The following is a 13,508-nucleotide window of genomic DNA, read 5'->3' as shown; positions in this document are numbered from 1 at the left end:
AGGAACCGATGCCCTAGCCGGCATGATTGCCTGAATACATAGCAATGGAGAGGTTTGGCGGATGAAAGCTTTTCTTTGGAACGGATACTTATCGTACTTATTGATCGGTTTGGCACACGTCATTATGGGGTCGCTGCTGCCGGAAATGCTCGCCCATTACGGCAAAGATTACAGTGCGGGCGGACAGCTGGTGTCGCTTCAGTTTTTCGGCTTCCTGCTCGGCGTATTGTCGGGGCCGTGGTGGTCGGGGAAGCTGGGGAAGCGCGGCGCCTTATTTCTATGCCTCGGCTGTTTGAGCGCGGCGGAGCTTGTATTTTTCACGCTGCCGTCCTGGCCGGTCGTACTGACTGTTGCGCCGCTGGCCGGGTTCGGCTTCGGGATGGTCGAGACCATTATCGGCGCGCTGGTCATTCAATTTCTGGAAGGAAGCCGCAAGACGTTTGTGATGACGCGGCTGGAAGTTTTTTTCGGTCTGGGCGCGCTGGGGATGCCGCTGATCTCGTCGATATTTATTGCCGGCGGGTGGTGGCGGGGCGCATTCCTTAGTCTGGGCGTGTTGTCGTTTGCCATGGTCGTCCTCTGGGCGCTCTTGCCGCTCGGACGCATGCAGGCGATGATGCAAAAGACCGCCGCCGGCGAAGGTGCCGAGCTGCATTCTCCGCCCACGTTCAGGCATAAACCGATAGGGCTGTTCGCCATCTTCATCGCGGTGTTCGCGATCTATGTGGGCACGGAAATGAGCGTAGCCAATTTCCTGCCGTCCATCCTTGTGGCGAACGTTCAATTGCAGCCGGAAATTGCCGTGCTCGGCGGAACATGCTTCTGGGGAGCGATGGCGGTAGGCCGACTGTTTGCCGCTCATCTGGCGGAACGATTCGGCTATGCCGCCTACCTGCTGGCCAGCTGCGTCGGCGGCTGCGTGGTGCTCGCCTGCTTTGCGATGGTGCAGGGCGCTGCGGCCAGCTTTGCGCTGATTGCGCTGCTGGGGCTTGTCCTGTCCGGCGTGTTTTCGATTACGCTTATTTATGCGAACAGCTTCTTCAAGGGGCTGGAGGAGCGCGTGACCAGCATATTGATCGCATCCGGCGGCGTGGGCGGAGCGACCTTGCCGCTCTTGACGGGCTGGTGTCTGGACCGAATGACGATTCCGCAGTCCATCTGGCTGCTGGTGGCGTTCTATGCTTTGATGGTTGCGTTGGTCTTCTGGGCTTCCCGTTCGCGCAGCGCCAAAGCAGCGGCTGCCGGCCCCATAGCGGCGGAGCTGTCCGAAACGTAGAAGTCCGGAATGCTCAAATAAGCCTTCCGCAGCGCAGGGTTCCGTGCTGCCGAAGGCTTCGAGCTTGTCGCATTGCAGCGTCTATCGGTCCAAATGCAGCTCTTCCAGCGTATACTGGCCTTTCCATAGAAACTCCATATCGTAAGCCGTGGAATCGTGCAGAATTGCTTCTAGCAAAAAGGTACAGAAGGCAATCGTGAGGGAAGCGAAGAGCGTCAGCCACATCAAAAACTCGACAACCATACCACCCGCTCCTTTCGTTCATGTATCTGACACTATCATTCTATGAATGCGTTCACAAAATGATGATCAGATACGCGAAACAAATGCGTGAGCGGGAAAGGTTCGCCGAGTCCGCGGCTCAGTCCGTGTCCTTCAATATTTGATTGAAAATGCGGCTCAGATGCTGGACATCCTCCTTGGACAGCTTGCCGAAGTAGCTCTCGACCACCTTCTTGCGGTGAGCCCGGAGCGAGGCTAAAATTTCGCGTCCCTTGTCCGTCACGCGAAGGTATACAACGCGGCGGTCCGCTTCCGATCTCGCCCGTTCCGCGAAGCCGCCGGCGATCAGCTTATCCGCCAGCGACGTGATGGCGCCTGATGTAATCCACAGCATATCGGCCAGCTGCGAAACTTTCAGCGGTCCGTCGCATTCGAGCTTCTCCAATATAACCGCTTGCGAGGCGGTTACGCCTTGATCTTCGAATTTGGACCAGCTGGATTTCACTTTTCGAAATAATTGTCTAAACGTTTCTTCAAACTCATAGATGTCATCATCTGGATGCGGCATGCATTTCCCCTCCAACGTTTTTGGCCATAAATAGTATTACTGCTTACGACGCAATCGGTTTCGCAGTAAAATCAATTTTTCCCTATCCAAGCCTTCGCGCGCATGACACAATGAATACAAATCGATGCGATAAAAGGGGATGAGACGATTGACCTGCAACATTCGGAACGTCAGGCTGCCGGACGATTACCGGGCGATCGCGCGTGTGCTGAACAGTTATTTGTCCGAGCCGACGACGTCAGAGCGGCTGGAGGGAGAAGACGCCAAAATTCCCGCGCAGGGCAAGCTGTCAAGGGACGAGGCCGGGCGGTTAACCGGCTTCGACCGGCTGAAGCTGGTGGCGGAAGACGTCAAAGGAAACGTGGTCGGGTACGGCATTGCGTGGCGTGCGCCGTGGACGCCGGCAGGGGAGCTGCACCATACGCTCGTCGTGGAGCCGCAAGTGAGGAAACAGGGAGCCGGCGGCTTGTTGTACGAGCGAATGGCGGAGTGGGCGATGCAAATAGGAGCGTCGCATCTCAATTACGCGGTAAAGGATAACGACCCGGATGCGCTGCGATTTGCCGAAGCGCGCGGATTTCGCAAGGCGCGGCACACGTTCGAATCGGTGCTCGATTTACGCAGGAAAGGGAAGGCTTATGCTGCCGCTCAGGCTGGAAACGGCCCGTTCGAGCGGTCGGGCATTCGTCTGGACACATTGAGCGAATGGCCGGGTGAAGAAAGCGAGCGCAAGCTGTATGCGCTGTACTGCCGCACGACGCCGGACATCCCGGGGTACCGCGAATCCAACCCGGAATTTCGGGAATGGCGCAAATGGACGCTGGAGCTTCCGGGCGCCGCACCGGAGCACGTGCTGCTGGCGATCGCCGGGGAGCAGTGGATCGGGGTCGCCAATCTGGTGTACCACGAGGAGACGAACAGCTTTTACCACGAGTATACCGGCGTCGACAAGGCGTTTCGCGGCCAAGGCGTCGCCACGACGCTTAAGCTGGAAGCGATCCGGCTGGCACGTAAGGCCGGGGCGCGCTACTTGCGGACGAATAATGATGCGATGAACGAGCCGATGCTGCGCATTAACCGCGACAAGCTGGGCTATGTTCCCGTTCCTGGCTTGTACCGGATGGAAAAAACGGTGTCGCCGCTTGAAACGTGAGCGCGATATGGTTTACATTGAATTTATGACTTGGCCGGCATCACGGCCGGCAACATCACCTTGGCCATACGGAAAGGAGACGAGCTGCCATGCATATCGTCGTACTGGACGGATATACGCTGAATCCCGGCGATTTGAGCTGGTCCGCGCTGGAGAAGCTGGGAACCGTCACCCTGCATGACCGCACGCCCGAGCACGAGGTCGCTGCTCGGGCCGCAGACGCGGACATTGTGTTGACGAACAAGACGCCGCTGTCCGCGGCGTCGCTCTCGCAGCTGCCGAAGCTGCGCTATATTGGCGTGCTGGCGACGGGCTACAACATTGTCGACACCGAAGCTGCCGCGAAGCAGGGCATCGTCGTGACGAATGTGCCGTCTTACAGCACCTACTCCGTCGCACAGCTGGTGTTCGCGCTGCTGCTGGAGCTGTGCCATCGCGTCGGACGTCACGATGAGGCGGTGAAATCCGGCGATTGGGCCGCATCGCCGGACTTTTGCTTCACGCGAGCGCCGCTCATCGAGCTCGCGGGCAAAACGATGGGCCTGATCGGCCTTGGCCGGATCGGCCGGCAAACCGCGCGCATCGCCCTGGCGATGGGGATGCGCGTCGTTGCCGTCGGCAGCGGGCGCACCGCCCCCACCCCGGAGGAGGGGGTGGAGTGGGTGACGCTGCCGGAACTGCTGCAGCAGGCCGACGTCGTCAGCCTGCACTGCCCGCTCACGCCCGCGACGCAAGGGCTGATCAACCGCGAGCACATCGCCATGATGAAGCCGTCGGCGATGCTGATCAACACCTCGCGCGGCCCGCTGATCGTCGAGGACGAGCTGGCCGCGGCACTGCGCGAGCAGCGCCTCGCGGGCGCGGGCCTCGACGTGCTGGCGGCCGAGCCGCCGCGCGCCGACAACCCGCTGCTGGCGCTGCCGAATTGCATCGTCACCCCGCATATCGCGTGGGCGACCCGGGAAGCCCGTGTCCGCTTGATGGACACGGCGGTCGCCAACCTGGCGGCGTATCTCGCCGGCAAGCCCGTCAACGTGATCGGCGGCTGAGCATCGCACCTCTGCATTAGAAGGAGAGAAGAAGCGGAATGAAGCATTATGTCGTGTTTTTGCCGATGAAGGATGAAGAGAAGAGCCGCGTATACCGGCCGGAGCATTTGGCCTATTTGGAAGCGCAGCGGGCCAAGGGACGCATCTTCGCCAACGGAAAGTTTGTCGACGGATGGGGCGGCATGGTCATTTACCGCGCGGAGTCGATGGAGGAAGCGCAGCAATGGGCGGAGGAAGATCCGTTCGTCGTGCAGGGCGCAAGAGGCTTCGAGATTCACGAGTGGGATATGGTTCAATAACGATATAGCCCAGCCTCAATCAGGGCGGATGGACGGGATTTCGAGTTCCGGCTATTCGCTCTTTTGCGCTGCGGTTAAGCGGGCCGCCGTGCCGTGTGCGGCTGCGTGGACAGGGCGGCCGCAGCATGACCTGCTCTTAGGGCTGCGTCAGGTTCCGGCTGATTTTTGCAGCCAGCGGCAAGCCGCACAAAAAACCGTTGAAATAAGTAACATTGTCCATTAAAGTGGGGAATAGGAATAGGTTGGAAGCTTGCGATGAGAAGAGGAGAATCGAAACGATGGAGCATTATGTTGGCGTAGATATCGGCGGAACGAATATCGTATGCGGTTTGACGGACGAAGCGGGGAATGTGCTGGCCACCTCCAAAATGGCTACCGAATCGGACAAAGGCGGCGAGCACGTCGTACGCCGCATCGGAGAAGCGATCCGGAAGCTGGCGGAGGAAGCCGGTGTTCAGGTGAAGGCGGTCGGGATCGGCGTGCCCGGTTTCGTCGATCATAAGCAGGGGATTTCGGTGCTGGCGGTCAACCTCGGATGGAAGGACTTCCCGATTGCCGGTAACGTCAGCCGCGAGCTGAACGGCGTTCCGGTGTTTGTCAACAACGACGTGCGCATGTATACGTATGGGGAAGCGGTGGCCGGGGCAGGCCGGGGCTATGCGAACGTACTCGGCATTACGCTCGGCACGGGGCTTGCCGCCGCGATGATAAACGACGGGCAGCTGTACTACGGTGCGGGCGGACGAGCCGGCGAGATGGGGCATATCGGGATGGAGGGCATTCCATACCGGTGCAACTGCGGCTTGACCGGCTGTCTGGAAACGGCCGTATCGGCGAGCGGCATTGCCCGGCAGGCGAAAGATGCGGTTGCCCAAGGCAAGCCGACGCTGTTGGCGCAGCTGTTTCCCGGCGACCGGCTGGACAGCCTGACGGCTGCGGATGTCTCGCGCGCGTACGATCAGGGGGATGCGGTAGCCCGCGAAATTATGGAGCATACCGGCAAGCTGCTGGGCAAGGGGCTTGCTTCCGCAATCACCTTATTCAGCCCGGATGTTATTGTCATCGGCGGCGGGGCGGCGCTGGCCGGCGATCGTCTGTTCCGGCCGATGCGGGAAGAGCTGGAACGCTCCGCACTCGATTTTTATTGGAAAGATCTGCAGATTAAGGCCGCCGAGCGCAATGAGGATGCCGGCGTCGTCGGCAGCGCGCTGTACGCCAAAGAACGGGTACAAGGGCTTCAAGCGTAATAACGGGGGAGACAAACACAAAAAGAAATGGAACCGTCACTGTCATGAAGCGACCGGTTCCATTTCTTTTTGTGCTTATGTTCGAGTCTTCGTGTTTTCTCGTGCAGCGTAGGCGTCATACGTTCCACCGGCATCACGCCGCCCCACAGACCGCGGTTCGACTCCGGGTTCAGCTTGCCCTGCCGTTCGAGCTTCATTCGTTGTTTCTTGGCGCTGCTTTGTGCCATATCCGGCACCTCCTTATGGGATCAATAAGTCTCTCTTCACTATAGCATGGAATGGCCCGGGTTGAAAACCGGCTCCTGCATATGACAGTTTTGGGACAAGTGGCGCCGCGGCGTTGTGCCGCCGAGGTCTTCATGGTAAGCTAAGGATTGTGCCGGCCATGCGCCCGGCGCGAGGACAAGCCGGCTGGTGCCCGGTTTGCCCGGAATATTGTCATGTAATGGAGTGGTTTGCCTTGACATACGACACAATTTATTGGACGGTTATGGGAGTTTCGTTTGTGCTGACGGGAGCGGTAGGCGTGCTGGCGATGCACAAGACGGAGAAGCTGCTGCTGTCGTTCGTCGCCGGCTCGCTTGTCAATATACTCATTATCGGGGCGGCGTGGTGGTGGTGGTCTTCCGTCTTTGCCGGAAGCGAGCAGCAATTTTCCCGGCAATTCGGGCTGTTCGGCTTCGGGGTATGCTTGGTGAACAACGAGGTGCTGCTGTTTTTCGCCCAGCTGATCATGAAACGGAAAATCGGATTCACGTACAAGCCGGATAATCCGGACGATCTGTAACATAACTGTAATGTGATATTCATCGGCCATTAACGTTACGGGGATATAATGATAGTCGACCCCCTTTTTTAATATATATCCCTTGACGGCCTGCGATCGGAATGATCGCGGGCTTTTTGTTGTTTTGCCAGGACATTCCGCTTCCGCTAAACAGCGGCCGGCACGGAAGCGACCGCAGCAAAAAGACTGCAGAGCTGTTCAGCCCGGCAGTCTTAAGGTTTGGAGCAGATGGATTAAAATTTGGAGGCCGCTTGAGCCGTTTGCTTCAAGCCTTCGGCTACGATTTCTTTTGCACGATCAGGGAACTGATTATGTCCTTCGATCACGACGACTTCAGGGTTTTGGATGCCGATGAAGCCCATCATCGTTTTCAGATAGTTCAGGGACATTTCGAATGCCGTCATCGGGCCTTCGGAATACACGCCGCCGCGCGCGTTGAGCAGGGCGACTTTTTTGTCTCCGGCGAGGCCCACCGGACCGGTTTCCGTGTAGCGGAACGTTTTGCCGGATTGCGTAATATAGAACAAGTAGGTCAACAGCTGCGCCGGAATCGTAAAGTTCCACAGCGGGAAGGCGAAGACGACTTTATCGGCTGCGAGGAATTGGTCCAGGTAGCGGTTGGCCAGGTCGGCTGCCTGCTGCTCGCCGGCTGTTGCTTCAATGCCCTTGGCTTGCTTGAACAGGCCGGTCATCATCTCGGCGCCGAAATACGGCAGCTCCGTCTCGAACAGGTCGAGCTCTTGGATCTGGTCATTCGGATTTGCTTCTTTATACGTGCTCAGGAACGTTTCGTACATTTGAACCGAAACCGCTTGGTCGGCGGGCCGGTTGTTCGCTTTAATAAAAAGAACTTGCGCCATTTCGTAAACATCCTCTCAACATAATTTATTTACTTTATAATAACAACTTACTTTACGTAAGTAATGATATATAACTAACTTACAAAAGTCAAGCGATTATTTTTAAGTTACTATTGCATGAAGGGCCGCACATAACGTAAAAAAGCAGGGAACTTTACCCGGAGAGATTACCGGGCCGCTCGCCTGCTCTGCTTTTTTCCTTTATTTTCATAATCGAGAAACTTGATTTCTTTTGCGTCCCAACGGAAATTGGCGATAAAAAAACCGATGCAGGCGAATACGAAAAGCCGTATGTACAACCATTCCTTCGTAAACGTGTGCTGGGTCAGCCATTGGACCGCCGTGAACAGGATCGTCAGCACAATCCCCCACTGCAGTACGCCGAATAAAAAAACGTATCTGCCCTTGCCTTTCTTTCTCATTTCACGCCATTTGGCGGCTTGCGCCTCATTCATCGCACTCATTCGAAAGCCGATCCTCCCGCAGTCATTCTAAACTTTAATCCATTCAAGAACGAATCCGCCATTTCCTGCCTGTTCGGAAATTGTTCACAATATTCCTTCGGCGCGCGCAGCCGCCAAGCATAACGGATACGAATATAGTAATGGAAAATCGGTTTCCGCACAAACGGCCCAGACGGGTACGTCCTTGTTTTCTGCAAAAGGAACAGCAGTAGCATGCGCCTCTCGCTGTTTGGCGCAGGGAAGCGCGGACTTTACGGACGCATCGTCCGGATGCCGCGCAGCAGCGAGGCATCCCATTTTCGCCGGAACTGCCTAATTATGGTACAATCGATATGAACGTCAGCGAAAGGAATGAAATCGCCTCATGAGCAAATTTATTTTGTTTCCTTTGTTATGGTGGCTTACAGGGAATCCATTTATCGCATTGCTGGTCTTATTGATTATCTTTTACGTATTCGAGCGGCGCTTCATCGGTCTTACGCCAAGCGTGCTCAAGCCGCTGCAGCGCGGCCGGCGGCTGAGCAGGCTGAAGGAAGAGCTGCGGATGAATCCGCATCACACGACGACGAAGCTGGATATCGCCAGAATTTATATGGAGCAAAAAAAGTACGCCGATGCGCTGAACCTGCTGCGCGAAGTTGCAGCTGTCATGGAGGATTCGGCGGAAGTGCTGTGCGAGCTGGGCATTTGCGAGCTGCGGCTCGGCCGTCTTGCGGAAGGCGAGGCTTACCTGCTTGAAGCGCTGCAGCGCAATCCGCGAGTCAAATACGGAGAGCCGTATTTGCGTCTTGGCGAAGCGTACGCCGCTTCCGATCCGGAGAAAGCGATCCGGTATCTGGAGCAGTTCCGCGAGGTGCATTCGTCCTCCTGCGAGGCTTACTACCGTCTTGGCTTGCTGTACGGGCAGCTCGGGCGAAACGAAGAAGCCCGCCGGGCGTTCCGTGAGACGGTGGAACTGTACCGGGGGCTTCCAAAGTACAAGCGGCGTCACGAGCGCCGGTGGGCGCTGCTCGCCAAATTCAAATCGTAGCGGCCGCCCGGAACACCCGGGAAGGCGCGTACGGTGTCAGGTCGAGCAGCGGCTGTTCACCAAGCGCAGCCTGCTTCACGAGACGCCCGGTGACGGGCGCCAGCAGGATGCCATTGCGGAATTGGCCGGTCGCCAGCAGCAGGCCGGGCGCGCCGTCCCAAGCGCCGAGGAACGGCAGCGCGTCGCGGGTGCCGGGACGCAGCCCCGCCCAGGTGCGGACGAACTCGGCTTCCGCCATCCGCGGAAGCAGCTCAGCCGCTTTGGCGTACAGCTCGGCGATCGTCTGTGTATGCAGTCGCTTGTCAAAGCCGGCTTCGAGCTGTGATGCGCCGATAATGTAGCTGCCATCCAGCTTCGGCACGATATAGCAGCCTTTCGTGAATACGGTGGAGCGGATCAGCGGCGCATCGGTGCGTACCGCGATGCACTGTCCCTTGACCGGAAACATCGGAAGGGGAAGGCCGATCGGCTCGGTTAAGCCGGGTGTCCAGGCGCCGGCGGCAAGCACTGTCAAGTCCGCGTACAGCGGGCCTTCCGATGTCTGGACGCCGGCAACGCGTCCCGTGCCTGGTTCGGTGAGCAGCCGGATCGCCGGCGTCCATTCGCGCAGGAGACAGCCTTGGTTCACGAGCGCTGCCTTCAGCGCCGCGGCGAGCGACACGGGCTGAACTTGATGGTCGGCCGGCAAATGCAGTCCGCCGCGAATGGCGGGCGAGAGCGCCGGCTCCAGGCGCAGCATCTCGTCCGGCCCCAGCCAGGCCGCTTCCTGAATCCACGCCAGCCGGCCGCGCAGCTCCTGCTCGTCTTCGGCGGTCAGCGCCGCGCGCAGGATGCCTTCCGTCCGGTACTGCACGGAGATGCCGCTCACCTGCTCCAGTTCATCCGTCCAGTCGCGGTACATGCGCAGGCTGGCGCGGCACATCTCGTAGAACGGTCCCGGCTGATGCGTCTCGACTTGCGCGCCGAGCATGCCCGCCGCCGCAGTGGACGCTTCCTCGGCGAGGCCGCCCTTGTCGAGGACGGTGCAGCGGAAGCCCGCTTTGCCGAGCTCGTAAGCGGCGGCGCAGCCAATCACGCCGCCGCCGATGATCAATGCCGTGGGATGGGTTCCCGCGGCGGATGTTTGCTTATTCTGTATCGTCATGGATTGTCTCTCCTTGCTCCGTTCATTCAGCCTGTCCGGCGCGGTCCGGCTGTCGTTCAACGGGCGGACGGCCGGGGGCGGTCCAGCGCTTCGCGAAACGCGGCGATTTGTCCGGCCGGATCCGCGTGCAGCAGCACCGAGGACAGGACGGCGATGCCGGCCGCTCCGGCGGCCAGCACCGATTGGACGCGCTCGGGCTCGATGCCGCCGATCGCGATGAGCGGCGCGGGCGAAGCCTTCGCGGCCTCAGCCAGCGCGTCAAGTCCGCGCGGGGCGAGGCCGGGCTTGGAGCCCGTGGCGAAGACGTGGCCGAACAGCACGTAGTCGGCGCCTTGCCGGGCCGCCTCCGCCGCTTCTTCGGCGGAATGCACCGAGCAGCCGACGGCCATGCCGGGCGGCGCGATTCGCCGCGCTTGTGCGGGCGACAAGCTGCCGCCGGTCAACTGCACGCCGTCGGCGTTCGCCGCGAGCGCCGCATCGAGGCGGTCGTTCAGCACGACCGCCGTATGCGGCAGCAGCGGCTTGAGCCTCGCGTGCCAGTCGACCAGCTCGCGCGCGCTGCGGTGCTTCTCGCGCACGTGCAGCGCATCGATGAGCGCGCCGGGGCAGCGCTCCAGGATCGCCGCGACCGTCTCCAGCTCCTGCTGTCCGGTCGTAATGACATGAAGCTGTGGCCGTGCAGTCCGCATCGTCCGAACCTCCCGAAATTGGCATTTAATCTCATCATACTGCTGTACGGCGGTGATCGTCAAAGCGTTTTGGGAACTTGTCATAAAATGATCACGAACCTTCCCCGGCGAATCGGCGGTTTGCCTTGACGCTGACGGAACGGAAGTAATAAACTTAGAGGAGAAGATAGCGTGTCCGTACGGGCTTGAATGGTAAGGGAAGACAGGCTGCACGGGAGTCGCCGCCGCAGGAACGCCGGGGAAGACGATGCGGCGAGCGGGGCGCGGCCGGCCCGCACCTTGGCCATTGCATGGCACGATAAACAAAGGGAGTACCGGGGGGAATTACAACGTCATGACATATAAAGCGTTAACGATAGCCGGATCGGACAGCGGCGGGGGAGCCGGCATTCAGGCCGATCTGAAGACGTTTCAAATGCTGGAGGTTTACGGCATGTCGGCGCTCACCGCGGTGACGGCGCAAAATACGCTGGGCGTGCACGGCATTTATGATATTCCGCTCGACGGCATCGCCAAGCAGATCGACGCCGTCTTCGAGGATTTGGGCGTCGATGCTGCCAAGACGGGGATGCTGTCGCAGCCGCAAGTCATTGAGCTTGTGGCCGAGCGGGTGCGTGCACACGGCTTGAAGCGGCTAGTCGTCGATCCTGTTATGATCGCCAAGGGCGGAGCCAGTCTGCTGGCGGAGAGCGCGCAGGACGCGCTGCGTGAGAAGCTGCTTCCGCTTGCGGCGGTGGTGACGCCGAACATTCCCGAAGCGGAAGTCATTACGGGGAAGAAGATTGCGATGCTGGATGAGATGAAAGAAGCGGCGATGTACATCGTGAAGCAATTCGGCGCGGCAGCGGCGGTCGTCAAGGGCGGCCACAGCGAGGGAGCGCCGACCGATGTGCTGTATGACGGGGAGCAGTTCCATCTGCTGACCGCGGAGCGCTACGCGACGCGGCATACGCATGGGACAGGCTGTACGTTCTCGGCGGCCATTACCGCGGAGCTGGCCAAGGGAAGGACGCTGCTGGATGCGGTGCATACGGCGAAACGATTCATTACGCTCGCCATTTCGGAGGAGCTCGGCATCGGAGCAGGGCATGGACCGACGAACCATTGGGCCTACTGGCGTGCCGAGCAGGTCAAGAAGTAAGGGAGCCGAATACAAAGATGAGCTATGAATATTTGATGCAGGCGGTACTGCTGATTTTTTTGCTGATTGTATGTTTCCCGATCATCGTATGGTGGTCCAAATGGAAAAAGAAGAAACGGAGATAGCCCAATGTATTATGTGAACCATGAACAAATCGAGATACGGCTGGCACAAATGCCGGTGCTGCTGGAAGCTTGCCGCGAGCTGCAGCTGCGGTGGACCTCGTCCGGCCCGGAAGCGCTGCTGCTGCATCTGGCGCAGGAACGGCTGCTGCATCTGGCGATCGAGATCGTGACCGATGTGGGAAGCTTATTGATTGACGCGTTTATGATGCGGGATGCCAGCAGCTACGAAGACATTATCGACATCCTGGAAGGGGAAGGCGTGTTCGGCGAAGCTGTGGCCGCCGTGTTGAAGGATTTGGTTCAGCTGCGCCGGCCGCTTGTGCAAGATTACCCTGTTCTTCGGCGGGAAGGGCTGCATCCATTGATTGCGCGCTTGCCAGAGGCGATGCAAACGTTCGCCGAAGCGGTCCCCGCCTTCATTAGCAAGGAGAAGCTGTAACTTCAATAAACGGGCGGACGATGCCGGATAAAGCGCGCATGCGCAAGGCAGCGTCCGCCTGCGCTGCTTCCTTTACCGCTGCAGCGACGGGGCTGCTTGGAATGTCTTTTCCGGACATCGTTCAGGCTGCATTTCCCGCGATCACACTGATCGTTCCACGTGCCTGCCTCTTCATTTTTTGACCGCCCGAATGGCCTCGCTTGCCTTCATTGCTTTCTTACAAAGCATTCATTTCCACGACTAGGATTTTACATACATTTTAGTATACTAATTTACTTATGCTCCGTTTTCGTATACAATAATTTTATTCACAGCATTAATCATTGAAGTGTAAGATCAGCAATTCAACAAGGCGGTGAACCGGTTGAACAAGGAACAGGATGTATCTACCCGAAAAGTCATATTGAACATGCTGAAAACAAGGGGCGCCCTGAGCGTCAACGATATGTCCAAGCAGCTCGGCATTACGGAAATGGCCGTTCGCCGGCATTTGAACACGCTGGAAAGGGATAGCCTGATCGACTCCAAGCTTGTGCGGCAAGCGATGGGGAGACCAACGCACATGTATTTTTTGACCGTTGCCGCCGATGAACTGTTCCCCAAGAAATACCATCACCTGACACTCGATTTGCTGGAGGAGCTGCAGGCGGTAGCCGGGGACGAGAAGGTGGAGCTGCTGTTCGAACGCCGCAAGGATAAGCTCATCAGCCGGTACGAAGAACGCATGGCCGGCAAATCGCTGGACGAACGGGTACAGGAGCTTGCCGATATCCAGAATGCGAACGGGTATATGGTAGAGCTGGAGAAGACGGAAGCCGGGAACTATGTGCTTAACGAGTACAACTGTCCGATCGCGCAAGTGGCCAATCAGTACAATCAAGCGTGCAGCTGCGAGCTGTCGATGTTCCAAAGCCTGCTCGGAACCGAGGTTGAGCGGACCGAATGCTTGGCGAAGGGCGACGGCAAATGCACGTATAAGATACAAAAACAATAGAACCATCTTCTTCGCGCTCGT

General features: G+C 58.5%; 17 protein-coding genes. 10 read left to right on the top strand and 7 right to left on the bottom strand.

What is annotated here, in order from left to right; all coding sequences use genetic code 11:
- The first annotated feature begins 61 nt into the window (after positions 1-61).
- Positions 62-1,276: an MFS transporter gene (locus tag KXG62_RS13805; protein ID WP_218092553.1), complete on the top strand. Its 1,215-nt coding sequence runs from the start codon at positions 62-64 to the stop codon at positions 1,274-1,276.
- 81 nt (positions 1,277-1,357) lie between these two features.
- On the opposite strand, the gene KXG62_RS13800 is transcribed toward KXG62_RS13805, so the two are convergent.
- Both KXG62_RS13800 and KXG62_RS13795 read right to left on the bottom strand, forming a co-directional pair.
- Entirely contained in the window at positions 1,358-1,519 is a 162-nt protein-coding gene (locus tag KXG62_RS13800) for a hypothetical protein (protein ID WP_218092552.1), read from the bottom strand.
- 118 nt (positions 1,520-1,637) lie between these two features.
- Positions 1,638-2,066 carry a MarR family winged helix-turn-helix transcriptional regulator gene (locus KXG62_RS13795; protein ID WP_218092551.1) on the bottom strand — a complete coding sequence of 143 codons (429 nt, stop codon included), beginning with the start codon at positions 2,064-2,066 and terminating at the stop codon, positions 1,638-1,640.
- A gap of 148 nt (positions 2,067-2,214) precedes the next feature.
- Between KXG62_RS13795 and KXG62_RS13790 the strand changes: the two genes are divergently transcribed.
- The 4 genes from KXG62_RS13790 (at position 2,215) to KXG62_RS13775 (ending at position 5,814) form a co-directional block, all read left to right on the top strand.
- A complete protein-coding gene (locus tag KXG62_RS13790) occupies positions 2,215-3,219 on the top strand; it encodes a GNAT family N-acetyltransferase (protein ID WP_218092550.1) in 1,005 nt (334 codons plus the stop codon).
- Positions 3,220-3,308: 89 nt separating this feature from the next.
- Positions 3,309-4,268, top strand: a complete 960-nt coding sequence (locus KXG62_RS13785; protein WP_218092549.1) for a D-2-hydroxyacid dehydrogenase — start codon at positions 3,309-3,311, stop codon at positions 4,266-4,268.
- A gap of 38 nt (positions 4,269-4,306) precedes the next feature.
- Positions 4,307-4,567: a YciI family protein gene (locus tag KXG62_RS13780; RefSeq protein WP_218092548.1), complete on the top strand. Its 261-nt coding sequence runs from the start codon at positions 4,307-4,309 to the stop codon at positions 4,565-4,567.
- A gap of 278 nt (positions 4,568-4,845) precedes the next feature.
- A complete protein-coding gene (locus KXG62_RS13775) occupies positions 4,846-5,814 on the top strand; it encodes an ROK family protein (protein WP_218092547.1) in 969 nt (322 codons plus the stop codon).
- Here KXG62_RS13775 and KXG62_RS13770 read toward each other — a convergent pair.
- A complete protein-coding gene (locus KXG62_RS13770; protein WP_218092546.1) occupies positions 5,805-6,041 on the bottom strand; it encodes a hypothetical protein in 237 nt (78 codons plus the stop codon). The two genes, KXG62_RS13775 and KXG62_RS13770, sit on opposite strands and share 10 nt — an antisense overlap.
- Before the next feature lie 233 nt (positions 6,042-6,274).
- Here KXG62_RS13770 and KXG62_RS13765 point away from each other — a divergent pair, with 233 nt between their 5' ends.
- Positions 6,275-6,601, top strand: a complete 327-nt coding sequence (locus KXG62_RS13765; protein WP_218092545.1) for a hypothetical protein — start codon at positions 6,275-6,277, stop codon at positions 6,599-6,601.
- A 233-nt stretch (positions 6,602-6,834) separates the two neighbouring features.
- Here KXG62_RS13765 and KXG62_RS13760 read toward each other — a convergent pair whose 3' ends face one another.
- Together KXG62_RS13760 and KXG62_RS13755 are read right to left on the bottom strand one after the other, a co-directional pair.
- Positions 6,835-7,461, bottom strand: coding sequence for an FMN-dependent NADH-azoreductase (locus KXG62_RS13760; protein ID WP_218092544.1), 627 nt, complete (start codon positions 7,459-7,461; stop codon positions 6,835-6,837).
- Between the two features lie 167 nt (positions 7,462-7,628).
- Positions 7,629-7,925, bottom strand: coding sequence for a hypothetical protein (locus KXG62_RS13755; RefSeq protein WP_246627438.1), 297 nt, complete (start codon positions 7,923-7,925; stop codon positions 7,629-7,631).
- A 364-nt stretch (positions 7,926-8,289) separates the two neighbouring features.
- Between KXG62_RS13755 and KXG62_RS13750 the strand changes: the two genes are divergently transcribed.
- Positions 8,290-8,955, top strand: coding sequence for a tetratricopeptide repeat protein (locus tag KXG62_RS13750; RefSeq protein ID WP_218092543.1), 666 nt, complete (start codon positions 8,290-8,292; stop codon positions 8,953-8,955).
- Here the strand turns inward: KXG62_RS13750 and thiO are convergent.
- Together thiO and KXG62_RS13740 are read right to left on the bottom strand one after the other, a co-directional pair.
- Positions 8,945-10,099 (bottom strand): glycine oxidase ThiO, encoded by a 1,155-nt coding sequence (gene thiO, locus KXG62_RS13745; RefSeq protein WP_218092542.1) that lies wholly within the window; start codon positions 10,097-10,099, stop codon positions 8,945-8,947. The two genes, KXG62_RS13750 and thiO, sit on opposite strands and share 11 nt — an antisense overlap.
- 56 nt (positions 10,100-10,155) lie before the next feature.
- On the bottom strand, positions 10,156-11,085 hold the full coding sequence (locus KXG62_RS13740; RefSeq protein ID WP_246627446.1) for a thiamine phosphate synthase: 930 nt from the start codon (positions 11,083-11,085) through the stop codon (positions 10,156-10,158).
- Between the two features lie 37 nt (positions 11,086-11,122).
- Here KXG62_RS13740 and thiD point away from each other — a divergent pair, with 37 nt between their 5' ends.
- The 3 genes from thiD (at position 11,123) to KXG62_RS13725 (ending at position 13,487) form a co-directional block, all read left to right on the top strand.
- Positions 11,123-11,929: a bifunctional hydroxymethylpyrimidine kinase/phosphomethylpyrimidine kinase gene (gene thiD, locus KXG62_RS13735; RefSeq protein WP_218092541.1), complete on the top strand. Its 807-nt coding sequence runs from the start codon at positions 11,123-11,125 to the stop codon at positions 11,927-11,929.
- A 129-nt stretch (positions 11,930-12,058) separates the two neighbouring features.
- The gene (locus KXG62_RS13730) at positions 12,059-12,493 is read left to right on the top strand and encodes a DUF86 domain-containing protein (RefSeq protein WP_218092540.1); all 435 of its coding nucleotides are present in this window, start codon (positions 12,059-12,061) and stop codon (positions 12,491-12,493) included.
- 364 nt (positions 12,494-12,857) lie between these two features.
- Positions 12,858-13,487, top strand: coding sequence for a helix-turn-helix transcriptional regulator (locus KXG62_RS13725; protein ID WP_218092539.1), 630 nt, complete (start codon positions 12,858-12,860; stop codon positions 13,485-13,487).
- Positions 13,488-13,508: the final 21 nt, after the last annotated feature.

The organism is Paenibacillus solanacearum, assembly GCF_910593845.1.
Lineage (GTDB): Bacteria > Bacillota > Bacilli > Paenibacillales > NBRC-103111 > Paenibacillus_G > Paenibacillus_G solanacearum.
Note: the sequence above shows the minus strand (reverse complement) of the source record. Positions and strands in the feature narration are given on the sequence as shown.

Bases quoted from the DNA above. Each gene is read 5' to 3' on its own strand.
- KXG62_RS13775 (WP_218092547.1), top strand. From the start codon at position 4,846: ATGGAGCATTATGTTGGCGTAGATATCGGCGGAACGAATATCGTATGC.
- KXG62_RS13750 (WP_218092543.1), top strand. From the start codon at position 8,290: ATGAGCAAATTTATTTTGTTTCCTTTGTTATGGTGGCTTACAGGGAAT.
- thiO (WP_218092542.1), bottom strand. From the start codon at position 10,099: ATGACGATACAGAATAAGCAAACATCCGCCGCGGGAACCCATCCCACG.
- KXG62_RS13800 (WP_218092552.1), bottom strand. From the start codon at position 1,519: ATGGTTGTCGAGTTTTTGATGTGGCTGACGCTCTTCGCTTCCCTCACG.
- thiD (WP_218092541.1), top strand. From the start codon at position 11,123: ATGACATATAAAGCGTTAACGATAGCCGGATCGGACAGCGGCGGGGGA.
- KXG62_RS13780 (WP_218092548.1), top strand. From the start codon at position 4,307: ATGAAGCATTATGTCGTGTTTTTGCCGATGAAGGATGAAGAGAAGAGC.
- KXG62_RS13785 (WP_218092549.1), top strand. From the start codon at position 3,309: ATGCATATCGTCGTACTGGACGGATATACGCTGAATCCCGGCGATTTG.
- KXG62_RS13805 (WP_218092553.1), top strand. From the start codon at position 62: ATGAAAGCTTTTCTTTGGAACGGATACTTATCGTACTTATTGATCGGT.
- KXG62_RS13760 (WP_218092544.1), bottom strand. From the start codon at position 7,461: ATGGCGCAAGTTCTTTTTATTAAAGCGAACAACCGGCCCGCCGACCAA.
- KXG62_RS13730 (WP_218092540.1), top strand. From the start codon at position 12,059: ATGTATTATGTGAACCATGAACAAATCGAGATACGGCTGGCACAAATG.
- KXG62_RS13795 (WP_218092551.1), bottom strand. From the start codon at position 2,066: ATGCCGCATCCAGATGATGACATCTATGAGTTTGAAGAAACGTTTAGA.
- KXG62_RS13770 (WP_218092546.1), bottom strand. From the start codon at position 6,041: ATGGCACAAAGCAGCGCCAAGAAACAACGAATGAAGCTCGAACGGCAG.
- KXG62_RS13755 (WP_246627438.1), bottom strand. From the start codon at position 7,925: ATGAGTGCGATGAATGAGGCGCAAGCCGCCAAATGGCGTGAAATGAGA.